The organism is Streptomyces sp. NPDC021562 (assembly GCF_040640875.1).
Classification (GTDB): domain Bacteria; phylum Actinomycetota; class Actinomycetes; order Streptomycetales; family Streptomycetaceae; genus Streptomyces.
Window position 1 is genome coordinate 307,484 of record NZ_JBFACN010000006.1, and the last position, 26,522, is coordinate 334,005.

At 70.9% G+C, this 26,522-nt stretch carries 22 protein-coding genes; 9 read left to right on the plus strand and 13 right to left on the minus strand.

Translation table 11 applies throughout. The features are described from left to right. Window positions 1-50: 50 nt before the first annotated feature. On the minus strand, window positions 51-2,684 hold the full coding sequence (gene clpB / locus AB0G52_RS12245) for an ATP-dependent chaperone ClpB (RefSeq protein ID WP_361336149.1): 2,634 nt from the start codon (window positions 2,682-2,684) through the stop codon (window positions 51-53). A 298-nt stretch (window positions 2,685-2,982) separates the two neighbouring features. Next, on the minus strand, window positions 2,983-3,279 hold the full coding sequence (locus tag AB0G52_RS12250) for a (2Fe-2S)-binding protein (RefSeq protein WP_046730465.1): 297 nt from the start codon (window positions 3,277-3,279) through the stop codon (window positions 2,983-2,985). 399 nt (window positions 3,280-3,678) lie between these two features. Here AB0G52_RS12250 and AB0G52_RS12255 point away from each other — a divergent pair, with 399 nt between their 5' ends. Next, the gene (locus AB0G52_RS12255) at window positions 3,679-4,644 is read left to right on the plus strand and encodes a helix-turn-helix transcriptional regulator (protein ID WP_361336151.1); all 966 of its coding nucleotides are present in this window, start codon (window positions 3,679-3,681) and stop codon (window positions 4,642-4,644) included. Between the two features lie 43 nt (window positions 4,645-4,687). Then, entirely contained in the window at window positions 4,688-5,668 is a 981-nt protein-coding gene (locus AB0G52_RS12260; protein ID WP_132889603.1) for a helix-turn-helix transcriptional regulator, read from the plus strand. Here the strand turns inward: AB0G52_RS12260 and AB0G52_RS12265 are convergent. The 7 genes from AB0G52_RS12265 to AB0G52_RS12295 form a co-directional block, all read right to left on the minus strand. Next, window positions 5,631-6,704, minus strand: coding sequence for a helix-turn-helix transcriptional regulator (locus AB0G52_RS12265; protein ID WP_165939394.1), 1,074 nt, complete (start codon window positions 6,702-6,704; stop codon window positions 5,631-5,633). The genes AB0G52_RS12260 and AB0G52_RS12265 overlap by 38 nt on opposite strands. Before the next feature lie 653 nt (window positions 6,705-7,357). Next, window positions 7,358-8,464 carry a substrate-binding domain-containing protein gene (locus AB0G52_RS12270; protein WP_361336153.1) on the minus strand — a complete coding sequence of 369 codons (1,107 nt, stop codon included), beginning with the start codon at window positions 8,462-8,464 and terminating at the stop codon, window positions 7,358-7,360. A 275-nt stretch (window positions 8,465-8,739) separates the two neighbouring features. Next, window positions 8,740-9,201: a helix-turn-helix domain-containing protein gene (locus AB0G52_RS12275; protein WP_132889606.1), complete on the minus strand. Its 462-nt coding sequence runs from the start codon at window positions 9,199-9,201 to the stop codon at window positions 8,740-8,742. A 4-nt stretch (window positions 9,202-9,205) separates the two neighbouring features. Continuing rightward, window positions 9,206-10,378: a molecular chaperone DnaJ gene (dnaJ, locus tag AB0G52_RS12280; protein WP_132889607.1), complete on the minus strand. Its 1,173-nt coding sequence runs from the start codon at window positions 10,376-10,378 to the stop codon at window positions 9,206-9,208. A 36-nt stretch (window positions 10,379-10,414) separates the two neighbouring features. Continuing rightward, window positions 10,415-11,074 carry a nucleotide exchange factor GrpE gene (grpE, locus tag AB0G52_RS12285; protein ID WP_132889608.1) on the minus strand — a complete coding sequence of 220 codons (660 nt, stop codon included), beginning with the start codon at window positions 11,072-11,074 and terminating at the stop codon, window positions 10,415-10,417. Further along, window positions 11,071-12,906 carry a molecular chaperone DnaK gene (dnaK, locus tag AB0G52_RS12290; protein WP_132889609.1) on the minus strand — a complete coding sequence of 612 codons (1,836 nt, stop codon included), beginning with the start codon at window positions 12,904-12,906 and terminating at the stop codon, window positions 11,071-11,073. Before dnaK ends, grpE begins: the two co-directional genes overlap by 4 nt. Before the next feature lie 94 nt (window positions 12,907-13,000). Beyond that, a complete protein-coding gene (locus AB0G52_RS12295; protein WP_132889610.1) occupies window positions 13,001-14,020 on the minus strand; it encodes an MraY family glycosyltransferase in 1,020 nt (339 codons plus the stop codon). A 227-nt stretch (window positions 14,021-14,247) separates the two neighbouring features. On the opposite strand from AB0G52_RS12295, the gene AB0G52_RS12300 reads away from it, so the two are divergent. After that, window positions 14,248-16,530 (plus strand): heterodisulfide reductase-related iron-sulfur binding cluster, encoded by a 2,283-nt coding sequence (locus tag AB0G52_RS12300; RefSeq protein ID WP_361336157.1) that lies wholly within the window; start codon window positions 14,248-14,250, stop codon window positions 16,528-16,530. Between the two features lie 191 nt (window positions 16,531-16,721). Further along, the gene (locus AB0G52_RS12305) at window positions 16,722-18,041 is read left to right on the plus strand and encodes a hypothetical protein (RefSeq protein WP_132889612.1); all 1,320 of its coding nucleotides are present in this window, start codon (window positions 16,722-16,724) and stop codon (window positions 18,039-18,041) included. Between the two features lie 13 nt (window positions 18,042-18,054). Here the strand turns inward: AB0G52_RS12305 and AB0G52_RS12310 are convergent, their stop codons facing one another. After that, window positions 18,055-19,161 carry a substrate-binding domain-containing protein gene (locus AB0G52_RS12310; protein ID WP_361336228.1) on the minus strand — a complete coding sequence of 369 codons (1,107 nt, stop codon included), beginning with the start codon at window positions 19,159-19,161 and terminating at the stop codon, window positions 18,055-18,057. Between the two features lie 312 nt (window positions 19,162-19,473). On the opposite strand from AB0G52_RS12310, the gene AB0G52_RS12315 reads away from it, so the two are divergent. After that, the gene (locus AB0G52_RS12315; RefSeq protein ID WP_361336159.1) at window positions 19,474-20,277 is read left to right on the plus strand and encodes a GAF and ANTAR domain-containing protein; all 804 of its coding nucleotides are present in this window, start codon (window positions 19,474-19,476) and stop codon (window positions 20,275-20,277) included. A gap of 228 nt (window positions 20,278-20,505) precedes the next feature. After that, window positions 20,506-21,519 (plus strand): Ppx/GppA phosphatase family protein, encoded by a 1,014-nt coding sequence (locus tag AB0G52_RS12320; RefSeq protein WP_132889614.1) that lies wholly within the window; start codon window positions 20,506-20,508, stop codon window positions 21,517-21,519. A 110-nt stretch (window positions 21,520-21,629) separates the two neighbouring features. On the opposite strand, the gene AB0G52_RS12325 is transcribed toward AB0G52_RS12320, so the two are convergent. Beyond that, complete coding sequence (locus AB0G52_RS12325) at window positions 21,630-22,466, minus strand: RNA polymerase sigma factor SigF (protein WP_132889615.1); 837 nt, start codon at window positions 22,464-22,466, stop codon at window positions 21,630-21,632. Window positions 22,467-22,725: 259 nt separating this feature from the next. Here AB0G52_RS12325 and AB0G52_RS12330 point away from each other — a divergent pair, with 259 nt between their 5' ends. After that, the gene (locus AB0G52_RS12330) at window positions 22,726-23,130 is read left to right on the plus strand and encodes an ATP-binding protein (protein ID WP_132889667.1); all 405 of its coding nucleotides are present in this window, start codon (window positions 22,726-22,728) and stop codon (window positions 23,128-23,130) included. 80 nt (window positions 23,131-23,210) lie between these two features. Here the strand turns inward: AB0G52_RS12330 and AB0G52_RS12335 are convergent, their stop codons facing one another. Next, complete coding sequence (locus AB0G52_RS12335; RefSeq protein WP_132889616.1) at window positions 23,211-23,381, minus strand: hydrophobic protein; 171 nt, start codon at window positions 23,379-23,381, stop codon at window positions 23,211-23,213. Between the two features lie 116 nt (window positions 23,382-23,497). On the opposite strand from AB0G52_RS12335, the gene AB0G52_RS12340 reads away from it, so the two are divergent. Both AB0G52_RS12340 and AB0G52_RS12345 read left to right on the plus strand, forming a co-directional pair. Continuing rightward, on the plus strand, window positions 23,498-24,526 hold the full coding sequence (locus AB0G52_RS12340) for an FUSC family protein (protein ID WP_361336162.1): 1,029 nt from the start codon (window positions 23,498-23,500) through the stop codon (window positions 24,524-24,526). A gap of 96 nt (window positions 24,527-24,622) precedes the next feature. Then, window positions 24,623-25,297, plus strand: a complete 675-nt coding sequence (locus AB0G52_RS12345; protein ID WP_361336164.1) for a GAP family protein — start codon at window positions 24,623-24,625, stop codon at window positions 25,295-25,297. Here AB0G52_RS12345 and AB0G52_RS12350 read toward each other — a convergent pair. Continuing rightward, window positions 25,290-26,519: a cytochrome P450 gene (locus tag AB0G52_RS12350; protein WP_361336166.1), complete on the minus strand. Its 1,230-nt coding sequence runs from the start codon at window positions 26,517-26,519 to the stop codon at window positions 25,290-25,292. The two genes, AB0G52_RS12345 and AB0G52_RS12350, sit on opposite strands and share 8 nt — an antisense overlap. Window positions 26,520-26,522 lie beyond the last annotated feature (3 nt).

Below are 26,522 nucleotides of genomic sequence, written 5' to 3' on the forward strand. Positions count from 1 at the left end.
GGTGGCAACCCCCGCCCCGGCGGGTTCACCTCCCGTTGGCGGAATTCAGCTCAGAGCGTCTTTCCGGTGTCCCGGCCGGCCGTCCCGGCCGTGCCCCCGGCGGTCGCCGGGCCCACCAGGAGGCCCTCTCCGAAGGCGTCCACGCGGACGGTGTCGCCGTCCTTGACCTCGCCGGAGAGGATCTCCTTGGCCAGGCGGTCGCCGATGGCGGTCTGGACCAGGCGGCGCAGCGGGCGGGCGCCGTACGCCGGGTCGTTGCCCTCCTCGGCGAGCCAGGCCAGGGCCTCGGGCGTGACCTCCAGGGCGAGGCGGCGGTCGGCGAGGCGGCGGGCCAGGCGGTCGATCTGGAGCCGGGCGATCCGGGCCAGCTCGTCCTTCTCCAGGGCCGAGAAGACCACCAGGTCGTCCAGGCGGTTCAGGAACTCCGGCTTGAAGGACCTCCGGACCGTCTCCAGGACCTGCTCCTTCTTCTCCTCCGGGCCGAGCGCCGGGTCGACCAGGTACTGGCTGCCCAGGTTCGAGGTGAGGACCAGGATGGTGTTGCGGAAGTCGACGGTGCGGCCCTGGCCGTCGGTGAGGCGGCCGTCGTCGAGGACCTGGAGGAGGATGTCGAAGACCTCGGGGTGGGCCTTCTCCACCTCGTCCAGGAGGACCACGGTGTACGGGCGGCGGCGGACCGCCTCGGTCAGCTGGCCGCCCTCCTCGTAGCCGACGTAGCCGGGCGGGGCGCCGACCAGCCGGGCCACGCTGTGCTTCTCGCCGTACTCGGACATGTCGATGCGGACCATCGCCCGCTCGTCGTCGAAGAGGAAGTCGGCGAGCGCCTTCGCCAGCTCCGTCTTGCCGACCCCGGTCGGGCCGAGGAAGAGGAAGGATCCGGTGGGGCGGTCGGGGTCGGCGATGCCCGCGCGGGAGCGGCGGACGGCGTCGGAGACAGCGCGTACGGCCTCGGTCTGGCCGATCAGGCGGCGGCCCAGTTCGTCCTCCATGCGGAGCAGCTTCTGGGTCTCGCCCTCCAGCAGGCGGCCGGCCGGGATGCCGGTCCAGGCGGCGACCACGTCGGCGATGTCGTCGGAGCCGACCTCGTCCTTGACCATGGTGTCCTTGGCCGTCTCCTCCTCGGCCTCGGAGGCGGCCTCCAGCTCCTTCTCCAGCTGCGGGATCTCGCCGTACAGCAGCTTGGACGCGGTGTCGAAATCGCCGTCGCGCTGGGCGCGTTCAGCGGTGCCGCGCAGCGCGTCGAGCTTCTCCTTCAGCTCGCCGACCCGGTTCAGGGACTGCTTCTCGCGCTCCCAGCGGGCGTTGAGGCCGCGCAGGTCCTCCTCCTTGTCGGCGAGGTCGCGGCGCAGCTTCTCCAGGCGTTCCACGGAGGCCGGGTCGGTCTCCTTCTCCAGCGCCAGCTCCTCCATCTTCAACCGGTCGACGGAGCGCTGGAGTTCGTCGATCTCGACGGGGGACGAGTCGATCTCCATGCGGAGCCGGGAGGCGGCCTCGTCCACGAGGTCGATCGCCTTGTCGGGGAGGAAGCGGGAGGTGATGTAGCGGTCGGACAGGGCCGCGGCGGCGACCAGCGCCGAGTCCGCGATCTGCACCTTGTGGTGGGCCTCGTAACGGCCCTTCAGGCCGCGGAGGATGGCGATGGTGTCCTCGACGGTCGGCTCGGCGACCAGCACCTGCTGGAAGCGGCGCTCCAACGCCGGGTCCTTCTCGATGCGTTCGCGGTACTCGTCGAGGGTCGTGGCGCCGACCATGCGCAGTTCGCCGCGGGCCAGCATCGGCTTGAGCATGTTGCCGGCGTCCATGGCGGAGTCGCCGCCCGCGCCGGCGCCGACGACGGTGTGCAGCTCGTCGATGAAGGTGATGATCTGGCCGTCGGAGTCCTTGATCTCGGCGAGGACGGTCTTCAGCCGCTCCTCGAACTCGCCGCGGTACTTGGCGCCGGCGACCATGGCCCCGAGGTCCAGCGCCACCAGCCGCTTGTCCTTGAGGGACTCCGGCACGTCCCCCTTCACGATCCGCTGCGCGAGCCCCTCGACCACGGCGGTCTTGCCGACGCCGGGTTCGCCGATGAGCACGGGGTTGTTCTTGGTGCGGCGGGACAGCACCTGGACGACCCGGCGGATCTCGGTGTCCCGGCCGATGACCGGGTCGAGCTTGCCGTCCCGGGCGGCGGCCGTGAAGTCCGTGCCGAACTTCTCCAGCGCCTTGTACTGGCCCTCGGGGTCGGCGGTGGTCACCCGGCGGCCGCCGCGCGCCTTCTGGAAGGCGTCGGCCAGCTTCTTCGCGGTGGCGCCCTGCCGGGCGAGCACCTCGCCGGCCGCGCCGCCCTTCGCGGCGATGCCGATGAGCAGGTGCTCGGTGGAGAGGTAGTCGTCGCCGAGGTCCTTGGCGCGTTCGCCGGCGTCGGCGATGACCGCGAGCAGTTCGCGGTTGGGCTGCGGGGGCGCGACCGTGGAGCCGGTCACGCTGGGCAGCGCGGCGATGGCCCGCTCGGCTCCCGCGCGTACGGCGGCCTGGTCGGCGTCGACCGCGGCGAGCAGGTCGGTGATGTTCTCGTTGTCCTGCCCCTGGAGCAGAGCCAGCAGCAGGTGGGCGGGGGTGAGGTCCGGGTGCCCCTCGGTCACGGCCCGGCTGCTGGCCGCGTTGATCGCGTCCCGGCTCCTGTTGGTCAGCTCGGCGTCCACGTTCGCGTTCTCCTCCTACGTCCCCATGCTGATCCCGGTACTGACTCAGCCAACGTACACAAACTTGAGTCTATTCCACTCAAGGTGCGAGCGGGAGGTCTTCCGGGGACGGGAGGGGACGGAAGGGGAGGCAGGGCGGTACCACCGGCGGGTTTCAGTCACCGTGACGGGTGGCCCGAAAGGACGGATACCAGGAAATGTCCCCACAAAACTGCAGCGGCGTCACCGTGTTCAGGTCACGGTGACGCCGCTGCGGGGGGAAGTACCTGAGCGATCTTTTTACGACGGGGGAATCGCGTCAGGCACTGCGGGGGGTGGCCGAGATGGTCCTCACGTCCGGCACCTCCGGCTCAGCCAGCCGGTGGTCCCGTTGGTCCAGGTTCACGAAAATCATTCCGTACCGCACGGCACAGCGCACGGGCTGTGGCGCACCCCGCGGCTTGCGCAGGCACCGGTACGCCCGTACGTCCTCGTCCTCGTCCCGTGTGACGACGACCGGCTCACCGAAGACGGTCACCATCAGCGAGTCACCGCTGTGGGGGATGGCGGTGACCAGGTCGATGAAGTGCCAGCCGGATCGGTACGCGGTCGCCATCTCACGGCGGAAGGATCGGTCGTCGGGTGGGGTGGTCACGTCAGCTCCCGGCTCCATCGGTCACGGAATCAGTAGCGCCGACAGTCTCGGAGTTCACGGCAACCGCCGGCCAGCTGCTGTTCGCACGTACCTCACTCTTGCCGGCGGCCGAAAAACCACTGAGCACCCCGAAGGCTGCGACGGCGGACAAGGCGGCGACAAGTACCGAGCGAAGCAGTCTGTTACGCATCTTCGGCTTCGTCCTCACTTGAAGGTCCCCTTTTCCCCCGTCAGGTACGACGATGGCTCATTCGGGCACGTCATGGCCACACAATCGGTGCATCATGTTCCTGCATGTTCAGGACCCTGGGGGGTGGAGTTTTGGTAACAAACAGCTCAAATGAGACACATCCCCATCCCATGAACGAGCTGTGTACGGAGGGTAGTCGCCTGTATGCGGCCGCGCTGCGTGCCGGAGGCATCGCGCGCGCGGACGCGGAACCCGCGCCCTGCCTGGTGGGCTCCGCCCTGCTGCACCCCGACCCCGACGACCCGAACCTGCTGCGGCCGGTGCCGCCGGCGATCGCCCTGGCCCAGCGCCTCAACCCCCTGGAACGCGAGATCACCGAACGCCGTCGGCTGGCCACCGACATCGCCGGCGTCTTCGAGCCCTTCCTGTCCATCGGCGCCCAGTCGGCGGCGGGCGGCGGCTCGATCACGGTGCTGGAGGGTGGCGAGCGCATCAACGCCGCGCTCAACCTGGCCACGGCCCAATGCCACACGGAGATGCTGACCGTCCAGCCCAGCGACCGGATCTCCGAGGCCAGCATGTTGCGCGGGCTGGAACGCGACAGACCCCTCATCGACCGGGGCGTCCGGATCCGGACGCTGTACCAGCACACCGCCCGCTACAGCCAGGAGAAGCTGGCCTACGCGGCCCAGCTCGCCGACGGCAAGGTGGAGTACCGCTCCATAGACGAGCTGGTGGAGCGGTTGATCATCTGTGACGAGACGGTCGCCTTCATCCCCACCCGTGAGGACCAGCAGGTCGCTCTGGAGCTGCGCCACCCGGGCCTGGTCCGCTACCTCATCAAGGTGTTCGAGTTCATGTGGACCCGGGCCGTGCCGCTGAGCGCCGGCGCCCCCTACGAGACGGCTCCCGACGGCATCACCGACATCCAGCACTCGATCGCGAAACTGCTCGTCGAGGGCCACGTCGACGAGGCCATCGCCCGTCGGCTCGGCATGAACGTCCGCACCTGCCGGGCCCACATCGCCAAGCTGGCCCAGGTGCTCGGCAGCGGCAGCCGCGCCCAACTCGGTTACCTGATAGCCCAGTCGGGGATTCTGGAGAACAAACTCCCCGAGGAGGGCGGCGGTCGGTGACGGCCGCCCGTCATACCGCGCACGCGCACCCGGACGGTACCCGGTGACCCGCTGCGAGCACGGGGTCGAGGAGCTGTGCCCCGTCGGCGCGAAGCTGTACGAACGGGCGCTGCGCGCCGGATACGTGCGTGCCCGGGACGCCGCCGACGCGCCGTGTCTGACCGACTTCGGCCTCCTCCACCCGGCCCTCGACGACCTGGACCGGCTGGAGCCCGAGCCTCCCGGCGCGGCGCTGCACCGGCTGCTGCGCACGGCCGCCGCGCGCATCGCCGACGAACGGCGGCGCGAGGAACGGCTCGTGGAGCTGTTCGAACCGCTGATGAAGGTGCACGCGCCGAACCCGTCGGCCGACGGCACCCCTACGCTGCGGCTGCACAGCGGCACCCGCCGCATCAACCAGGCCATCACCGACGCCATGGCCGAGGCGGGGCGGGAGGTGCTCTGCATCCAGTCGCACGCCGGTCTCACCGGCGCCCGCGGCCGGGCCGCCGCCGCGGCCGCCCGCAACCGCGACCAGGCGCTCCTGGACCGGGGCGCCCGCATCCGCGCCCTCTACCAGCACACGCTGCGCCATGTGCCGGAGGTGTACGGCGTCTTCGAGGAGGTACGGGGCGACTTCGAGGCCCGCGCCCTGGACGAACTGCCCGACCGGCTGATCGTCATCGACCGCACGGTCGCCTTCGTGCCCGCCGACCCCGAGGGCTCGCTCGCCCTGGAGGTCCGGCATCCGGCGCTGCTCACGTACTTCGTCACCACCTTCGACCGGCTGTGGCGGCTGGCCACCCCCATCTACCCGAACGTGGCGCACCGCCCCACCGTCAACGGCGTCACCCCGCGCCAGCGGGCCATCGCCGCCCTCCTCGTGGAGGGCCACACCGACGCCGTCATCGCGGAACGCCTCGGCATGAACGTGCGCACCGCCCGCGACCACATCGCCAAGCTCGCCGTGACCCTCGGCAGCGAGAGCCGCGCCCAGCTCGGCTACCTCATCGGACGCTCGGGGATCCTCGACCGGGAACCCTGATCGCGGCCGGCGCACCGCCCGCCGTGTCCGGCGCCCCGCTCGCCCCGCCCGGCGGCCGGTCCAGGCCCACCTGGGCTATCCGTACGCCCAGTTGGGTACGGCTGGCCGCGCCCAGCGTCTCCGAGAGACGGGCGATGTGGGCACGGCAGGTACGGACGCTGATGCCCAGGCGTTCCGCGATCACCGCGTCCTGGTGGCCCTCGGCGAGCAGCGCCGCGATGGACTGCTCCCGGTGCGAGATGCCCTCGATGCCGGTGTCGGGCAGGGCGGCGGTGAGCGGGATCGCCAGGCGCCACAGGCGTTCGAAGACCGTGCCGAAGTACTCCACCAGGGCCGGGTGGCGCAGCTCCAGGGCCATGGTGCGGTCCGCGTTCGCGGGGATGAAGGCGACCGTGCGGTCGAAGAGGATCAGCCGGTCGATGACCTCGTCGAGGGTGCGGGCCTCCACCGCGTCGCCCATCAGCTCCAGGTAGTTGAGCAGTCCCTGGCCGTGCCGGGCGACATGGGTGTAGAGGTCGCGCATCCGCACGCCGCGGCCGCGCAGGGCGAGCGCCCGGTGCAGGCCCTCGGTCAGTTCCGACTCCCGGCGGATGCCGCCGGGCTGCACGGTGAGCACCTCGGTCGTGCAGGCCTCCGTCGCCTCGTCCATGGCCGCCTGGATCCGTGACAGCCCGTCGAGGACGCGGATCGCCGCCGTACCGTCGGCGGCGGCCGTCAGGGCCGGCAGGTGCCGCCCCAGCCCGGCGTACCACTCGAACGCCGCCACCGCCGAACCCACGCGCCGCTGGCTGTCCGTCACCTCGTCGTAGACCCCGCGCAGCAGCCGGGTCATGACCTCCTGCGGGGAGGTCGGCACCAGCCAGGCCATGTCGTCCGGGTCAGGGTGCAGCAACGCCAGTTCCAGCAGACAGGGCACCGCGTCGGCATCCGTGCGTGCCACCCGGCCCCGGCGCACGGCCCGGGAGTACACGCGGTCCCCGGCGGCGCACAGTCGGTCGGCTCCGTGTGGATGCTCCTCCGTCCCGTGCCCGGCCATCGCCCATTCCACCCCCGGTTTGCTGCCTCTTCCGCAGCGCAACTATGAGCGGTCCTGACCGGCTCCGCAACACGGCTCCCCTCGCACCGGGTGCCGTTATGCAGGGGTACGCCCCGATATCCGATCGCCTCCGGGGGGCCCGTTGCAACAAGATGACGGTGGTGGGCGGCGGGTGCGGACGGCATCGTGGAGATCGCTTCCGGCGGGTGCCACGCGGCACCCGGCGGGGCCTCGATCCGGCTCCCCCGCTCGGGTCGAGGCCCCGGCAACGCGTCCACGGGGGTGGCGCGTTGCCGGGCGGGCCGCTCAGGCCCGCGGCGCACCCGACCACCCTCGGCCGCGCCGCGGGCCCCTCGCCCACGCGCAGCCGCGCCTAACTCACCCGCCCGTCCACGGCGGACACCGCAGGGCGGCAGCGCACGACACCCGGCCGCGGAACGCCCGGACGACCCCCGGCGGAAACGACGGACCGCGAGCGGCCGCACGGCGCCCGGGACACGACCCCCGTCCGCCACCTCACCGCCCCAGCACCGCGCACATGCGGCCTGCCCACCCCGGCCGCACACGCGACCGGGGGCCGGGGTCCTTCGTGGTTCACCTGCGGTCCGTGGCGCGCGGGTTGACGGCCGCCGAACCGCGCGAGCGCGGCGGCGCTACTTGAGGCCGGCCTGGGCGCACGCCGTCTTGTACGCGGCGGTGCAGATCTGCGAGATCTTGTAAATGCCGTCCGCGACGACGGTGTCCTTGATCTTGCTCTTCGTGACGGCGTTGACCTGCACCAGCTGGGCCGGGATGTTCTTCGTGGTGGGGCTGTCGACGGTGTCCTGGGTGAGCGCGTCGAACTGGATGTCCTTGCCCTGCACCTTGTAGACGGCCATCTCGGCGGCGGCCTCGGCCTCGTCCGGGTACGGCTTGTAGACCGTCATGTACTGGTCGCCGCTGAGGATCCGGTGGATGGCGTCGAGGTCCGCGTCCTGGCCGGTGATCGGCGGCATGCTGGTGACGCCGGCCGCCCTGAGGGCCTTGACGACGCCGGCCGCCATGGCGTCGTTGGCGGAGTAGACGGCGGCGATGTTGTCCTTGCCGATCGCGTCGATCGCCTTGGTGACCTCCTGCTGGGCGATCACCGGGTCCCAGTCCTTGGTGTCGTACGAGTCCGCGATCGTCACCTTGCCGGTCAACTCGGACACGGCGCCCGTCTTGAACTGCTTGGCGTTGGGGTCGGTCGGCGAGCCGTTGACCATGATGACCTTGTCGGAGGTGTCGACGTTCGAGCCGAGGCCCTCCAGGAGGGTGCGGGCCTGCACCTCGCCGACGAGCTCGTTGTCGAAGGAGACGTAGGCGTCGATGGGACCCTCGGCGAGGCGGTCGTAGGCGATGACCGGGATACCGGCGTCCTTGGCCTTCTTCACCGTGCCGGCGATGGCGTGCGCGTCGACCGAGTCCAGGATGATCACGTCGACCTTGTCGTCGATCATCTTCTGCATCTGCTTCGCCTGCGCGGAGGCGGAGGACGCGGCGTTCTCGTAGTCGACCTTGCCCTGGTTGTTCGTGAGCTCGGCGATCTTCGACTTCATGATCGGGTAGTCGAAGTTGCTGTACCGCGTGTTGATCTTGTCCGGCATGAGCACGCCCACCGTGATGTCGCTGCCCTTGGTCGGCGTCGCGGTGCTAGACGATCCCGTCGCGTTGAGCACGCCGCAGCCGGCGAGCGAGAGGGTCATCGTGGACGCGGCCACGAACATGGCTATACGACGCATACGGGGGCTCACTTCAGGTGCGTTCCGGACACAGGGTCACTTGAGACCCAGATGTCTGAAAAGACAACGCGTACGCCACACCTGACGTCAAGCAAAACTACTTAACGAGTGCGCAACACCACGCTCCGCTGACCCTGTGAAGACGATGCGGAACCGCCTCCAGGCGCTCTCTACGCCCCCTCCACCGAGGGGAGTTCCCGGCAGGCAAGGATCAAGACAGCCGAAGGGGCCCGGAGGTGCAAGCACCTCCGGGCCCCTTCGTACGCGCGTCGCGGTCAGTCCTTGGCCTTCTTCGGGCGCCACACCACCAGCGCGCTGGTCTGCTGCACCTCCTGGTACGGCACCAGGTCACGGCGGTACGAGGCGTGCACCGCCGCTTCCCGCTGCTGCATCGCGGCCGCCGCGCCGTCCACCGCCGCCTGGAGTTCGGCGACACGCTGCTGGAGCGCGACGACCTGGTTCTCCAGTTCGATGATGCGCTTGATGCCGGCCAGGTTGATGCCCTCGTCCTGCGACAACGCCTGCACCTGGCGCAGCAGTTCGATGTCGCGGGCCGAGTAGCGGCGACCCCGCCCGGCCGTGCGGTCCGGGGAGACCAGGCCGAGCCGGTCGTACTGGCGCAGCGTCTGCGGGTGCAGCCCGGAGAGCTGGGCCGCCACCGAGATGACGTAGACCGGGGTCTCCTCGGTCAGTTCGTAAGCTCCCCGAAAACTGTCACTGCGTCGACGGCCGTCCATCTCGTCATGCTCCCTTCGCGGCCTCGAACAGCTCGGCCCGCGGGTCCTCGCCCACGGTCGCCTCGCGATACGCCTCCAGCGCGTCACGAGCCTTCCCCGACAGGTCCTTGGGGACACTCACCTCGACGGTGACCAGAAGGTCGCCGCGGGTGCCGTCCTTGCGGACCGCGCCCTTGCCACGGGCGCGCATAGTACGGCCGTTGGGCGTGCCCGGGGGCAGCTTCAGGGTGACCGGCGGTCCGCCCAGGGTCGGGACCCTGACCTCGCCGCCGAGGGCCGCCTCGGTGAAGGTCACCGGGACGGTCACCGTCAGGTTGTCCTCCTTGCGGCCGAACACCGGGTGGGTGTCGACGTGCACCACGACGTAGAGGTCACCGGCCGGCCCGCCGCGCTCGCCCGGCGCGCCCTTGCCGCGCAGCCGGATGCGCTGGCCGTCGGTCACCCCGGCGGGGATGCGGACCTGCATGGTCCGGGACGACTTGGCGCGCCCGCTGCCCTTGCAGTCGGGGCAGGGGTTCTCCGCGATCAGGCCGCGGCCCTTGCAGTCCGGGCAGGGGTCGGTCAGCGAGAAGCCGCCGCCGGATCCCCGCGCCACCTGTCCGGTGCCGACGCAGGTCGGGCACACCCGGGGGGTGCCGTTCGCGTCGCCGGTGCCCGAACAGGCCTTGCAGGGGGCCTGCGAGGACATCCGCAGCGGGACCGTGGCGCCCTCGATGGCCTCCGTGAAACTGAGCGTGACCTCGGACTCGATGTCCTGGCCGCGCCGCGGCTGGGTACGCGTGCCCGCGCCCCCGCCCCGGTTGAACAGGCCCCCCAGGACGTCACTGAAGCCGCCGCCGCCGAAGCCGCCCCCGCCCTGGGCGCCACCCCCGAAGAGGTCGCCCAGGTCGAAGTTGAAGCTGCCGCCGCCCGCGCCCGGCCCGGGGCGGAAGCCGCCGTTGCCGAAGAGGGCGCGTGCCTCGTCGTACTCCTTGCGCTTCTTGGGGTCGCCGAGGACGTCGTTCGCCTCGGAGATCTCCTTGAAGCGCTCCTCGGCCTTGGCGTTGCCCTTGTTGGCGTCCGGGTGGAACTCGCGGGCGAGCTTCCGGTACGCCTTCTTGATCTCGGCCTCGGTGGCGTCCTTGGGGACGCCGAGGACCTTGTAGTAGTCCTTCTCGATGAAGTCCTTGGTGCTCATCCCCGACGCCCCTCCTTCCAGTCGCTGTCTACGACGTCAGCCCTCCTCAGGGCCGTTGTCCTTCTTGTCGTCCCCGGCCGCCGGGGCCTCGTCGGCTCCTTCGGCCTTCGCCGGCGTCGCCCCGGGCTGCGGCTCGGCGACCGCCACCCGCGCGGGGCGGATGGTGCGCTCCCCGATGCGATACCCGGGCTGCAGAATCGCCACGCACGTCGTCTCGGTGACGTCCGGCGCGTAACTGTGCATCAGCGCCTCGTGGATCGTCGGGTCGAAGGGCTCGCCCTCCTTGCCGAACTGCTGCAGGCCCATCTTCGCCGCGACCGTCTCCAGCGACTCGGCCACCGACTTGAAGCCGCCGACCAGCTCGCCGTGTTCCCGGGCGCGGCCGATGTCGTCGAGCACGGGCAGGAGTTCGGTCAGGAGGTTCGCGATGGCGATCTCCCGGACCGTGATCCGGTCCCGCTCCACGCGGCGGCGGTAGTTCTGGTACTCGGCCTGCAGACGCTGGAGGTCCGCGGTGCGCTCGGAGAGCGCGGTGCGTACCTGGTCCAGCTGTGCCGTCAGGCCGGCCAACTGTGCGCTTGCGTCCCCGGCCGGGGCCGCACCCTCAGCGGGCGCGGCCTTCGGCTCGGCGTCGTCGGGGGTGGCGCCGGAGGGGACGTCGGGCTTCTCCTCGAAGCCCGGGGTCTCCTCCGTCACGCGGCACCGTCCTTGCGCTCGTCGTCGACGATCTCGGCGTCCACCACGTCGTCGGCTGCGTCACCGGCGGGGGCACCGCCGGCCGCGGCACCGGCGGCCTGGGCGTCCGCGTACATGGCCTGGCCCAGCTTCTGGGAGACGGCCGCGACCTTCTCGGTGGCGGTACGGATCTCGGCGGTGTCCTCGCCCTTGAGCTTCTCCTTCAGCTCGGTGAGGGACTCCTCGACCTCCGTCTTGATCTCGCCCGGGACCTTGTCCTCGTTGTCCTTGAGGAACTTCTCGGTCTGGTAGACGAGCTGCTCGCCCTGGTTGCGGGTCTCGGCGGCCTCGCGGCGGCGGTGGTCCTCCTCCGCGTACTGCTCGGCCTCCTGGCGCATCCGGTCGACCTCGTCCTTCGGCAGCGAGGAGCCGCCGGTGACGGTCATCTTCTGCTCCTTGCCCGTGCCCAGGTCCTTCGCGGTCACGTGCATGATGCCGTTGGCGTCGATGTCGAAGGAGACCTCGATCTGCGGGACACCGCGCGGGGCCGGCGGCAGACCGGTCAGCTCGAACATGCCGAGCTTCTTGTTGTACGCCGCGATCTCGCGCTCGCCCTGGTAGACCTGGATCTGCACGGAGGGCTGGTTGTCCTCGGCGGTGGTGAAGATCTCGGACCGCTTGGTCGGGATCGTCGTGTTCCGCTCGATGAGCTTGGTCATGATGCCGCCCTTGGTCTCGATGCCGAGGGACAGCGGGGTCACGTCGAGGAGCAGGACGTCCTTGACCTCACCCTTGAGGACACCGGCCTGGAGCGAGGCGCCGATGGCGACGACCTCGTCCGGGTTCACACCCTTGTTGGCCTCCTTGCCGCCGGTCAGCTCCTTGACGAGCTCGGCGACGGCGGGCATGCGGGTGGAGCCGCCGACGAGGACGACGTGGTCGATCTCGCCGAGCTGGATGCCGGCGTCCTTGATGACGTTGTGGAACGGGGTCTTGCAGCGCTCCAGGAGGTCCGCGGTCAGCTGCTGGAACTGGGCGCGGGTGAGCTTCTCGTCGAGGTGCAGGGGGCCCTCGGCGGAGGCGGTGATGTAGGGCAGGTTGATCGAGGTCTCGGTGGAGGAGGACAGCTCGATCTTGGCCTTCTCGGCGGCCTCGCGCAGACGCTGCAGCGCCATCTTGTCCTTGGCGAGGTCCACGCCGTGACCGGCCTTGAACTGCTGCACCAGGTAGTCGACGACGCGCTGGTCCCAGTCGTCACCACCGAGGTGGTTGTCGCCGTTGGTGGCCTTCACCTCGACGACGCCGTCGCCGATCTCCAGGAGGGACACGTCGAAGGTGCCGCCACCGAGGTCGAAGACGAGGATCGTCTGGTCGTCCTTGTCGAGGCCGTACGCCAGCGCGGCGGCGGTCGGCTCGTTGACGATGCGCAGGACGTTCAGGCCCGCGATCTCGCCGGCCTCCTTCGTCGCCTGGCGCTCGGAGTCGTTGAAGTAGGCCGGGACGGTGATGACCGCGTCGGTCACCTTCTCGCCCAGGTAGGCCTCGGCGTCCCGCTTGAGCTTCTGCAGGATGAACGCGGAGATCTGCTGGGGGTTGAAGTCCTTCCCGTCCAGCTGGATCTTCCAGTCGGTGCCCATGTGACGCTTCACGGACCGGATGGTCCGGTCCACGTTGGTGACCGCCTGACGCTTGGCGACCTCGCCGACCAGAACCTCGCCGTTCTTCGCGAAGGCGACGACGGACGGCGTGGTCCGGGCACCCTCGGCGTTGGTGATGACGGTGGGCTCGCCGCCTTCAAGAACGCTGACGACGGAGTTAGTCGTGCCCAGGTCGATGCCGACCGCACGTGCCATGGTGATTTCCTCCAGCTGACTTGAGTGGAACGGACTCAAGTGTGCATGAAGCCGCGCCGTGGGTCAACAGACCTGAGTCGAGAGGACTCAAGTCTTATCCGTTCCTTACACGCAGGTGGCCGCTGACCTGCGTCGACTCCAGCCGTCGGGGCCCGTACACCGGCACCCGAAGGAGGAGCAGGACGACGCTGACGGTGACGCAGGCGACGCAGGTGGCGCCCGTCCGGCCGACCCAGCCGCCGTGCACGAGCACCGCGACGAGTACCCCGGCGAAGGATCCGGTCCCGAGCACCACCGTCGCGCCCTGCGGGGTGAGCCCCAGGCGCCGCAGCCGGTGCGCGAGGTGGTCGGGGCCGCGCCGGAGCACCGGCCGCCCGGCGAGCAGCCGGGACAGGACGACCACGAGGACGTCGGCGCCCGCGACGGCGGTGAGCGCGAACAGCTCCCCCGCGCCGGTGACGGGGTCGCGCCCGGTCTGGGTCAGCAGCGCCGCCGCGGCCAGCACGAACCCGGCGAACAGCGAGCCGGTGGCGCCGAGGGCGATCCGCGCGGGATGCCAGTTGTGCATCAGGAACCCGGTGAGCGCGGCGGCGAGCACGCTCAGCAGCACGGCGAGCCCGTCCATCACCTCGGCGGCGGCACAGGCGCCGGCCCCGAAGGCCGTCACCACCCCGACCGTCCCGGCCAGCCCGTCGGCATGGTCGAGCCCCTTGAAGGCGACGGCGACGAACGCGATCCAGCCGACGCCCAGCACCCCGCCGGCGATCCCGAACTCGCCGTAGGGCACCACACAGGCCGCCGCCACGGCCGTACCGAACAGCAGGAACCGGGTCTTCAGCCGCCACACGTCGGCGACCACCCCGAGCAGCGCGACGGCTCCCCCGGCGATCAGCAGCTCCCCCACCCCCGCGCCGAGGGGGGCGACCCCGCTCCAGTCGCCGGCCCCCGCGACCACGCAGGTGGCGCCGACGACGGCGAGGCCGCCCAGGGCCGGCACGGGTCGGGCCCGCCTGCGGTCGACCAGGCCGAGCCGCAGCGCGGGCGGCCGGATCAGCGCGGCGAGGACGGCGGCGAGCAGCAGGGCGGTGGTGGCGGCGGCGATCCCGTAGAGCACGGAGTCCAAATTAGACCCGAATGTAACATTCGTGTACGAATAACACGATCGGGTTGCGGGACCGGAGCACAGGCGAGCCTCAGCGATCCAGATCACTCCGCACCTGACTACAGTGCGGGTAAAGATTGCGGGTAGTCTCAGACGGACTGAATAAGTTACCGCTTAGTAATTTCGGGCATCCTCGTGAAGAGACCCGAAGAGACCCCTCGCAGGCCCGAGGAGCCCCCATGCAACTCGCCGCGATCATCGTGTCGCTGGTTCTGATCGTGGTCGGCGTGGCGTTGTTCGCCCGCGCCGTCCTGCAGATCTACCGCTTCATGCGGCTCGGTCAGAACGTGCCCGCCGGCACCCGTACCGACGAACCCGTCCAGCGGACCGTCACGGTGGTCCGGGAGTTCCTCGGGCACACCCGGATGAACCGCTGGGGCATCGTCGGCGTCGCGCACTGGTTCGTCGCGGTCGGCTTCTTCTCGCTGCTGCTGACCATCGTCAACGCCATCGGCCAGCTCTTCCAGGCCGACTGGATCCTGCCGGTCATCGGCGACTGGGCGCCGTACAACGTCTTCGTCGAGTTCATCGGCACCATGACGGTCCTCGGCATCCTCGTGCTGATCGCGATCCGCCAGCTGAGCAAGCCGAACCGGCCGGGCCGCAAGTCCCGCTTCGCCGGTTCCAACTTCGGCCAGGCGTACTTCGTCGAGACGGTCATCCTGATCGTCGGCGTCTGCATCTTCACGCTGCACGCCCTGGAGGGCGCCCAGCACCACGTGGACTCCTACGAGGCGTCGTTCTTCATCTCCTACCCGGTGGTCTCCTGGTTCCGGGGCATGGACGTCTCCACGCTCCAGAACCTCACCTACTTCTTCGCCGGCCTGAAGATCGCCACCTCGTTCGTCTGGATGATCGTGGTCGCCCTGAAGACCGACATGGGCGTCGCCTGGCACCGCTTCCTCGCCTTCCCGAACATCTGGTTCAAGCGGAACGCGACGGGTGAGACCTCGCTGGGCGCGCTGCTGCCCATGACCTCCGGCGGCAAGCCGATCGACTTCACCGACCCCGGTGAGGACGACGTCTTCGGTGTCTCCCAGGTGGAGCAGTTCTCCTGGAAGGGCCTGCTCGACTTCTCGACCTGCACCGAGTGCGGCCGCTGCCAGTCGCAGTGCCCGGCCTGGAACACCGGCAAGCCGCTCTCCCCCAAGCTGCTGATCATGTCCCTGCGGGACAACGCGCACGCCAAGGCGCCGTACCTGCTCGCGGGCGGCGGCAAAACCGCTGAGGGCGAGGAGAAGGGCTCCGCGGAGCAGCTGAAGGACGTCCCCGCCGCCGCCCTCGCCGAGGCCGAGCGCCCCCTCGTCGGCACCGCCGAGGAGAACGGCGTCATCGATCCGGACGTCCTGTGGTCCTGCACCACCTGCGGCGCCTGCGTCGAGCAGTGCCCCGTCGACATCGAGCACGTCGACCACATCGTCGACATGCGCCGCTACCAGGTCATGATCGAGTCCGCGTTCCCCTCCGAGGCGGGCACGATGCTCAAGAACCTGGAGAAGAAGGGCAACCCCTGGGGCCTGGCGAAGAAGCAGCGCCTGGAGTGGCTCAAGGAGGTCGACTTCGAGGTCCCGGTCGTCGGCAAGGACATCGAGGACCTCACCGAGGTCGAGTACCTCTACTGGGTCGGCTGCGCGGGCTCCCTGGAGGACCGCGCCAAGAAGACCACCAAGGCCTTCGCGGAACTGCTGCACATCGCGGGCGTCAAGTTCGCGATCATGGGCGGCGACGAGAAGTGCACCGGCGACTCCGCCCGCCGCCTCGGCAACGAGCCCCTGTTCCAGGAGCTCGGCATGGAGAACGTGATGGCCCTGAACACGGCGTTCGGCGAGGAGCTGGACGACGAGGGCAAGGTCACCGCGGAGTCGCGGAAGCCGAAGTCGGCCAAGAAGATCGTCGCCACCTGCCCGCACTGCCTCAACACGCTCGGCAACGAGTACCCGCAGCTCGGCGGCGACTACGAGGTCATCCACCACACCCAGCTGCTCCAGCACCTGGTGGACGAGGGCAAGCTGGTCCCGGTCACCCCGGTCGAGGGCATCATCACCTACCACGACCCCTGCTACCTGGGCCGCCACAACAAGATCTACACGCCCCCGCGCGAGATCATCGGCAAGGTCCCCGGTCTGCGCAACGAGGAGATGCACCGGCACAAGGAGCGCGGCTTCTGCTGCGGCGCCGGTGGTGCGCGGATGTGGATGGAGGAGCGGATCGGCAAGCGCATCAACAACGAGCGCGTCGACGAGGCCCTGTCGGTCAACCCCGACATCGTCTCCACCGCCTGCCCCTTCTGCCTCGTGATGCTCACGGACTCCGTCAACGGCAAGAAGAACGACGGCAAGGCCAAGGAGTCCATCCAGGTGGTGGACGTGGCCCAGCTGCTCCTCGACTCGGTCAGGACGCCGGTGGACCCGGCGGGCGAGGACGAGCCGGAGAACGCACCGGAGCCGGAGCCGGTGAAGTAACCCGGGCACACCCGTAGCCGCCCCCCGGTCCGCACAGGACCGGGGGGCGTCGCGTTCTCCGGGCACCGGGGCGCGGCCGTTCCCGGACGGGACCCGATCGGACGTTTCGCCCACCCGGTCGGCCCAGTCCCGGTCGCGGGCGGGGCGCGCGGCGGTTCGGCTGGCAGGAGGACCGGATCGAGGAGGCAGGGGTGGCGGAGGGCAACGCACACGACGAGGCTGACCCGTCCGACGTCCGGGAACTGCGGGCCCGGGTCGCCGCCCTGGAACAGGAGCGCGCCCGGCCCCGGCACCGGGTCAGGTCCGCCCTCGGCGCCGTGCTCATCGTCCTCGGCTGTCTCCTCGCCCCGCTCTCCGTGCTCGCCGCGTGGGCGGCCGACCAGGTGGCGGACACCGACCGCTACGTGGCCACGGTCGCCCCGCTCGCCTCGAACCCCGCGGTGCAGAACGCCGTGGCGAACCGGGCCACCGACGCGCTCATGAGCCACCTCGACCTGCCCGCGCTGCTCGCGGACGTGACCCCCGCCGACCGGCCCCGGCTGCAGCAGGCGCTGGGCGGCCGGCTGGGCGACGCCCTGGAGAGCGCGGTCCGCAGCTTCGTCCACGACCAGGCCCTCAGGATCGCCGGGTCCGACGCGTTCCGGACCGTGTGGATCGACGCCAACCGCCGGGTCCACAGCTCCCTCGACAAGGCGCTCACCGGCAGCGGCGGCGGCGCGGTGCAGCTGACGAACGACTCGGTCAGCCTGGACATCGGTCCCCTCGTGGACCGGGTCAAGCAGCGCCTGATCGACTCCGGGCTGTCGGTCGCCCAGCACATCCCGTCCGTGCACACCGACTTCACCCTCGTAAGGTCCGACCAGGTCGGCAAGGTCAAGACCTACGTACGGCTGCTGGAACTCGCCGGGAACTGGCTGCCGGTGCTGGCCGTCCTGCTGGTCGCGGCCGGCGTACTGCTCTCGGTGCGAAGGCGCCGGGCACTGGTGGCGGGCTGTCTGGGCGTCGCCGTCGCCACCGGGTTCCTCGGCATCGCCCTGCGGGTGTTCCGCGTGTTCTACCTCGACCGGCTGCCCGCCGGGGTGTCACCGGGCGCGGCGGCGGCCGTCTACGACGCGCTGGTGCACTTCCTGCAGACGACCGTGCGGATGGTGATCGCCCTGGGCGTCGTGGTCGCCCTGGCCGCCTGGCTCACCGGGCCCGGACGGCACGCCGGGCTGGTGCGGCGGCTGTGGACCTCCGGGATCCTGGCGGTACGGAGCACCGCGGACCACGCGGGACTGCGCACCGGTCCCGTCGGCCCCTTCGTACGCCGGTACCGCACCTGGCTCACCTGGCTGCTGGTGGCCGTGTCGCTGCTGGTCTACCTGCTGTGGCCGTACCCGACGGGCTGGGTGGTGGTCGGCATCGCACTGTGCCTGCTGTTCGCACTCGCCGTCGTGGAATTCCTGGCGGCCGTGCCCCCGCCCCAGCCCCCGCCCGCCGAGCGGCCCCCGGCCCGGGCACCCGCCTGAGCCGCGGACCCGCTCAGGTGAGACCGATGGCGGCGCAGGCGGCCGCGTACTTGGCGGTGCAGATCTCCTTGACGGAGTAGACGCCGTCCGCGACCACCGTGTCCTTGATGTTGTCCCTGGTGAGGGAGACCACCGGGACGAGCGTCGCGGGAACGGCCTTGGCGGTCGGGCTGTCGACCTTGTCCTGGGTCAGGGCGTCGTACTGGATGTCCTTGCCCTGCACCTTGTACACCGCCATCTGCGCGGCGTCGGTGGCCTCGTCCAGGAACGACTTGTACACCGTCATGTACTGCTCGCCGGAGACCACGCGCTGCACCGCGTCCAGGTTCGCGTCCTGGCCGGTGACCGGCGGGATCCTGGTGGCGCCCGCCTGCTTCAGGGCGTCGATGACGGCGCCTGCCATGCCGTCGTTGGCCGAGTAGACCGCGGCGATGTTGCCGAGGCCGACCGCGCGGATCGCCTTCCTCATGTTCGCCTCGGCCACCGCGGGCGACCACTTGGCGGTGTCGTACTCCTCGGCGATCCGCACCTTGCCCTTGAGCTCGCTGAGGGCGCCCGCCTTGAACCGCGCCGTGTTCGGGTCCGCCGGGTCGCCGTTCATCATGACGATCTCGCTGGTGGCGGCCCTGCTGCCGAGCGCCTCGACGATGGCGCGGGCCTGGACCTCGCCGACGAGTTCGTTGTCGTGCGAGACGTACGCGTCGATCGGGCCCTGGGCGAGCCGGTCGTAGGCGATGACGGGGATGCCGGCGTTTTTGGCCTTGCGGACGTCCGGTGCGATGGCCTTGGCGTCCAGCGCGTCCACCACGATGATGTCGACCTTCTTGGCCACCATCTCCTGGAACTGCCGGCTCTGCCTGTCCTGGCTGGCCTCGGCGTTGGCGTAGTCGACCTTGCCCCTGCCGTGCGTGAGGGCGGCCACTTCCTTCACGAAGATGGGGTGGTCGAAGGCCTCGAAGCGGGCCGTGTCCTTGTCGGGCAGGAGCAGCCCCACCGTGATGTCGTCGCCCTTCGCCGCGGACGCGGAGTCGTCGCCCCCGCCGATGTCGTCGACGGCACCGCACGCGGTGAGCAGGAGAACGGACGCGGAGGCGGCCAGGACGGGCGCAACCCGGGACAAAAGGGTCCTGCGCAGGATGGGAGAGCTCACCTCGGGCACCTTCCGCCTCACGGCTCGTCAAGAGGTATGGACGATAACGTGGTTGAGGGATGGCCGCGAGGGAGAGGCTGCGCGCTTTCTGTGCACGGTGTGTGCCCGACCCGTGCCCGGGCGGACCCCCTCCGCCCGGAATGCCTGACGGCACAGGAACGGGGCATGCTTACAGTTGCAGGGAGGGTGCTTCGGCCAGCAGGCACCGCAGTGTGCCGCCGCCCGTACGCATACCCGGCTGCGGGGTTCCGTACGGTGCTGACAGTTCAGGAGACCCCGTCAGTGACCGAGCATCCGCATGCACCCGACCGCCCTTCCGTCGACGATCGCAACCGGCGGCTGGCCCGGGCCGGAGTCGGCCGCGCCGAGGAACTCCTCATGAAGCGCTACCCGATCCGCACCCGGGAGCAGGCCTTCGACCTGCTGCGCCGCACCTCGCAGAAGTTCAACGTCAAGCTCCACACCCTCGCCGACGTCGCGGTCCGGCTGCCCGCCCCGGCGGCCGGCGCCCCCACCTGGGTGCCGCACCGTCCGCAGGGCGCCGCGCCCGCGCTGCCCGCCCTGCGCTCCTCGGGGCCGGAGCGGCTCACCGGCCACGGCGCGGTCCTCAAGGCCGCCCTGCGCCACTGCCTGCACGTCGCCGACGCCCCCATGGGCAATGTGCAGCTCGTCGAGAACGGCATGCTGCGCCTGGAGGAGCACACCGGACTGAACCGGCGGTTCACCGAATTCTTCGCCTTCGTCGAGGACTCGACCACGGCCTGCGCCCGGGCCGCCGAGGAACGTCGGCAGGTCACCGTCAAGGACGTCGCCGTCTCCGACATCTTCGACGAGCCGTCCCGGGAGACGATCCTCCAGGCGGGCAGCCGGGCCTGCCACAGCATCCCGCTGGTCAGCCCCAGGGGCCGGGTGATGGGCATGATCTCCACCCACCACGACAAGCCGCTGAGCGACTTCAGCGTCGCCCAGCTGGCCGCCCTGCACCACCTCGGCGGCCAGGTCGGCCGCTGGCTGCTGTGGCACCGCAACACCGCGGTCCTCGGCGCCCTCAACGCCCTGCACACCGACGCCACCCGCGGCGGCTGACCGTCCCTCGCGAAACGGGACGGATCCGAGGGTGTGGATCCGGCCCGCTCGGGCACTTCGGCGTCAAGGGCTCGCTTGGGGACACAGGCGAGAGCCGTCGGCCCACCGGGCGGGCGGCTGTGTGTCCGCCGCGCCCCCTGGACCGAGGCCCGTCGGACACACCCCGGTCCACCCCGTTCCGCTGTGCACAGCTCGCATCACCTCGGCGACGCTGGGTACGCACAGGGCATGAGGGTGAGTGTGGTCGACGCGGGCTCCAACACGGTGCGACTGGTGGTCAGCGACGCCACGGACGGAGTGCCGTTGCCGGTGTACACCGCCAAGTGGAAACTGCGGTTGTCCGAACAAGTGGGTCCGGACGGCCACTTCGGCGAGCAGGCCACGGAGCAGTTGGTCAGGGCGCTGCGCCGGGCGACGGAGATCGCGGGGCGGTGGGGCGCGCCGGAGCCGCTGGCGTTCGCGACGGCGGTGGTGCGCAACGCTCCGGACCGCACGGAGGTACTGCGGGCGGTGGCCCAGGACACCGGGGTACGGCTGTGTGTGCTGCCCGGTGAGATGGAGGCGGAGCTGACCTTCCTGGGGGTACGGCGCTGGATGGGCTGGCGGGCCGGACCGCTGGCGGTCTTCGACATCGGGGGCGGTTCCTTCGAGGTGGCCTTCGGGCGGGGCCGGATGCCGGAGTTCGCGGTGTCCCTGCCGCTCGGCGCGGGCCGGCTCACCGACGAGTTCCTCGGCCATGACGGGTGCCCGTCGGACGAGGAGCTGCAGGCGCTGCGCCGCCGGGTGCGTCACCAGCTGCGGGACGCCACCGCCCGGATCCGCTGGGAGCACCCGCACACCGCCGTCGCCACCTCCCGCACCTTCCAGCAGCTGGCCCGGCTGTGCGGGGCCGCGCCGGGCCGCCGGGGACCGTTCGCCGACCGGGTCGTGCGCCGGGGCGAGCTGCGCGGGGCCATCGACCGGCTGGCCGCCCTCCCGGCGGCCGAGCGCCACACCCTGCCGGGTATCTCCGCGCCGCGGGCCCGGCAGAGTCTCGCGGGGGCGATCGTCGGGCACACCGCGATGAAACTCAGCGGCGTGAAGACGGTGACGATCTGCCCCTGGGCCCTGCGCGAGGGCATCCTGCTGCGCTACCTGGAGGACGGCGCCGACTGGTGGTCCGACATCGAGCGCACCCACACCCCGCAACAAACCGTCACTCCCCTGCCCGCCCTCCCGACAGCCCGCACCCCGGCCGACTGACAGCAGGCGATCGGGACGGCAGACAACCCCGCGCAGCCGACCCGCAAGGGCCGACGCGGCATCGCTTGGTCACGGGCGGAGGCGCGGTGCCCCGTCACGCCCGCCGGACCTCACTGGGTGGTGAGGAGGTTTTCCCGGAGGTGGGTGAGGGTGCGGGTGAGCAGGCGGGAGACGTGCATCTGGGACACACCCAGGCGCTCCCCGATCTGGGCCTGCGTGAGTTCCTCCACGAACCGCATGTGGATGATCTGCCGGTCCCGTTCGTCGAGGGCGGCGATCAGCGGGGCCAGCGCGTGGAAGTCCTCCACCAGCTCCAGGGCCGCGTCCTCGGTGCCGATGAAGTCCTGCAGCACCGCCTCCCCGTCCGTGCTGCCGCCGATGGTGGCGTCCAGGGAGGAGGAGTTGTAGCCGTTGGCGGCGAGGCGGGCCTCCCGCACCTCGTCCTCGGGCAGGCTCATCAGCTCGGCCAGTTCCCGGTCCGTGGGCAGCCGGCCCAGCCTGCTCTGCAGCTCCTCGGTGGCCCGGGCGAGCTGCACGCGGGCCTCCTGGAGGCGGCGCGGCACGTGCACGGCCCAGGTGGTGTCGCGGAAGAACCGCTTGATCTCACCGACGATGTAGGGGATGGCGAAGGAGGTGAACTCCGCCTCCCGGGACAGCTCGAACCGGTCGATCGCCTTGATCAGGCCGATCATGCCGACCTGGACGATGTCCTCCATCTCCTCCGGCCCACGGCTGCGGAACCGGCCCGCGGCGTACCGGACGAGGGACATGTTCATCTCGATGAGCGTGCCGCGGGCGTACTGGTACTCGGGCGTGCCCTCCTCCAGCACGGCCAGCCGCTCGAAGAACAGCCGTGACAGCTGACGGGCGTCCCGCGGGGCCACCTGGGACGGGTCGGCCACCTCCGGAAGCACCCCGGTCCGCGTGGCCTCTGTCTTCGTGCTCATGGACGCCATGCCGTTCCCCTCCCTGGTCCGTTCCCTGCGCGGACGCCGCCTGCGGCAGTCGGCGTCGCGGCGCGTGTACCCCCTCATTCTCCCCCTACACCACCGAGTTCGCGAGGTCCCTTCTGCACACCTCGCGCAATACGGGGCAGACGAGACAGACACCCGGACACACACCCGTTCGGCCGAGGGGAAGGAGGAGACGGTGGCGGAAGGACCGGAACAGGGATCGGGGCCCGGGGCGGGGCCGGCGCGGTCGTCGATGAGGGCGGTGGGATGGGCGCGCTCGCTGCCCGCGAGCAGCGGGGTGCGAGCGGCGAGGGAGTGGACGCGCGGCCATCTGGCCACCCTCGGCTGGACCCGGACCGCCCCCGACCTGGTGGACTCGGTGTTGCTGACCGTCTCCGAACTGGTCACCAACGCCCACGTCCACGCGCACAGCGCGGCACAGCTGATCCTGGTCTGGGACGAGGAGTGCCTGCACGTGACCGTGCACGACACGTCCCCGCACCTGCCCGAGCAGCGCCGCCCCGACGACGAGGCGCAGGGCGGCCGCGGCATGCTCCTGGTCGACGCCCTCGCCGACACCTGGCAGGCCCAGCGCTGCCCGCGCGGCAAGGACGTCATCGCCTGCTTCCGGCCGCCGTCCGACGCCACGGTCGGCTAGGAGCGGGTGCGGGCACGCGCAGGGCCCGGCCGTCGGGACGGCCGGGCCCTGCGCGTGTGCGGATGGTTACGACGGTCGGGTCACCATCGGTACCAGCGACCGCGGCCACCCCCTGTGGTGGTGGAGCGCATGACGAAGCCCAGCAGCCAGACCACCAGGACGACGACCGCGACCCACCAGAGGATCTTGAGAGCGAAACCGGCCCCGAAAAGGATCAGGGCGAGAAGCAGAACGAGCAGCAAGGGAACCATAGTTATCAACCTCCTGACCGCCGTGTGCCCTGCATTGAATCCCGCATGCGCGACAACACCTTGTTTGTGAAGGGAAAGTGGGGGAACAGCAATGCGCCGCACGCTATGGTGAGCCGGTGACGGGCGTTTCCCGGTGGGCCCGGGTGGGCCGCAGGCTCCGGGCGCAGGGGCCGGGCGCGGCCCGGATCCTGGTGGTCGCGCTGTGCTGCTGGCAGACGGCGCTGTGGGCCGGTGCCGCCCAGCCCCCGGTGTTCGCCGCCATCGTGCCGCTGCTGTGTCTGCGCGGCGACTCCGCGTCCTCGCTGGCCGCGCTGCTGCTGAGGATCCTCGGGGTGATGGCGGGCGTGGCCCTGGGCGTCACCGTGGTCGGCCTCTTCCGGCCGAGCACCCTGGTCCTCGCCGTCGTGCTGGGGCTCGCCCTGCTGTGCGGGGCCCTCGTCGGTTCCGGGACGACCCTGAACGTGCAGGTCGCGGTGACCTCGCTGCTGGTCTTCGCCAACCCGTCCCCCGCGTCGTACGGCTTCGCCCGGCTGTGGGAGAACGCGCTGGGCGGCGCGGTCACCGCTGTCCTCGGTCCGCTGCTGTGGCCGCGCGACCCCCGCCGGGAGGTGACGGCGCTGGCCCGGGCGTGTGCGGCCGATCTGACGGCGGGACTCGTGCGCAGCACGCGTGCGATCGGGTCGCCGGAGGCGGCGGGTGCGAACCGGGCGGCGGCACAGGCGCAGGCGGACAGGGTGCGCGGGTACGGGGCGCGGGCTCGGGAGGCGGAGTCGGCGATGCGGTTCAACCCGCTGCGCCGACGCCACCGCGACGAGGTGACCGAACTGGGCGCCCGGATCGACGTGGCCGTCCGGTCGGTGCCCCAGCTCCTGGCGCTGGCCGCCGAGGTCGAGCTCTGCACCGTGCGCCACGGGCCCACCCCGGCCCTCTCCCGGGCCAGGACCCGGCTCCTCCCGGTGGCGGAGGACACCGGGCACGCCCTGGAGGACGTCCTCGCCGGCCGGAACCCCCACGAGCACACGACCACCGCCCGCACCGCCCTGACCCGTTACGCCGAGGAGGACACCGAGCCGGTGGCCGTGGTCCTCCGGAGACCGTTCATCCGGCTCCTCGACCTCTGCGACGGCTCCTGCGACCGTTCCTAGCGGTCACCCGTTCGTCGGGCGGCGGTGGCCGGTGGGGCGGGTGGGCTCCACGATGGGCTGGGATCACCCGTTTCTCTCGCCCCGCCGGAGGCCGCAGTGGGACACGCCGTCGGGGACGTGCTGGGACTGGCCGCCGGTGTCGCGGTCAGCCCCCTGCCGATCGTGGCGATCATCCTCATCCTGGCCACCCCGCGGGGGCGCCGCAACGGAAGCCTGTTCGCCCTGGGCTGGCTGCTGGGGCTCGCGGCACTCGGCGCGGTCATGCTGGCGGTGGGCGGCACGGGCCACGCCTCGGCCCACAAGCACCCGGCCACCTGGGTCGGGGCTCTCAAACTCGCCCTGGGCGTCCTGCTCGCCGTCTTCGGCGCGCTCCAGTGGCGGCGCCGCCCCAGGGACCCCTCCCAGGCCCGGCTGCCGAAGTGGATGGAGGCGATCGACCGCTTCACCCCGGTCAAGATCCTCGGCCTGGGCCTGCTGCTCTCGGCGGGCAACCTCAAGAACGCGCCCCTGACCATCGCCGCCGCCGCCTCGATCAGCTCCGCCGGGATCCCCGTGCCCCAGCAGATCGGCGCCCTGGCGGTCTTCGTGGTGATCGCGTCCCTGGGCGTGCTCGCGCCCCTCGCCGTCTACCTGGTCATGGGCGACCGTGCCAGGGGCCTCCTCGCGAACTGGCGGGAGTGGGCCGCCCGGCACAACGTCGCCGTCCTGGCCGTCCTCTTCTTCGTGCTCGGCCTCAAGCTCCTCGGCGACGGCATCACCGTCCTCACCTGAGGGGCCCGCCGTTCTGCCGGACCTGAAGATGGATCGGCCCGCGCAGCACCGGGCTGCGCCGGTACGGCGGCGGGTCGGTGACCAGGGTGGGCCCGTCGAGGCGCCGTACCATCTCACCCAGCGCGATCTGCGCCTCCCGGCGGGCCAGCGGGCCGCCGAAGCACAGGTGGATGCCGCTGCCGAAGCCGAGGTGCTGGTTGTCACGGCGGTCGGGGTCGAAGCGGTCGGGCTCGACGAAGCGCTGCGGATCGCGGCTGCCCGAGGCCAGCATCAGCATGATCTGCGAGCCCTTGGGGATGACGGTGTCGCCGACGGCGACGTCGCTGTACGCCGCCCGCCAGGGAATGATGTGCACCGGCGGCTCGTAGCGCAGCAGTTCCTCCACGAGCGGCACCACCAGTTCCGGTTCGCCGCGCAGGCGCTGCAGCACCCGGGGGTGGCGCAGCAGCGTCAGCATGCCGTTGGCGATGAGGTTGACGGTGGTCTCGTGACCGGCGATCAGCAGCAGGTTCGCGGTGCTGATGATCTCCTCGTCGGTCATCCGCCCGTCCGGCCCGTCGTCGTTGGCCAGCTTGGACAGCAGGTCGTCGCCCGGGTGGCCGTGGCGCTGCGCCACCAGCCCGCCGAGGAACTCCCGCAGGTCCTGGCGGGCTGCCACGCCCTTCTCCAGTTTCTCCTTCGGGTCGGTGGCGGGGTTGTAGTCGATCGAGTTGATGAGGTCGTTCACCCACAGCCGGAACTTCGGTTCGTCCTCGCGCGGCACGCCGAGCAGCCGGCAGATCACGGTGACGGGGAACGGGTAGGCCAGGTCGTCGACGACGTCGATCTGCTCCTTGCCCGACATGTCGTCGACCAGTTCGCCGACGGTCGCGGTCAGGACCGGTTCCAGGCCGTCCACCAGGCCCGGGGTGTGCGGGGGGCCGAAGTGGCGCATCGCCATCCGCCGCAGCCGGTCGTGCTCGGGCGGGTCCATGTGGATGAAGGCCGGGGTGGTGTCCGCCTCCATGGAGGGCATCGGATGCGCCAGGTTGCGGACGTCGGAACTCACGTGCGGGTCGTGCAGCAGCTCGGCGAGCTCGCGGTACGTGCTGACGACGTAACTGCCGTTCTCCTGCCGGGCCACCGGCGTCCTGCGCAGCTCGGCGTAGAGCGGGTACGGGTCGGACCGGGAGGAGTAGTCGAGGATCCGGTGCAGCGTGTCAGGCGCCTGGGTCGTGGTCATCTC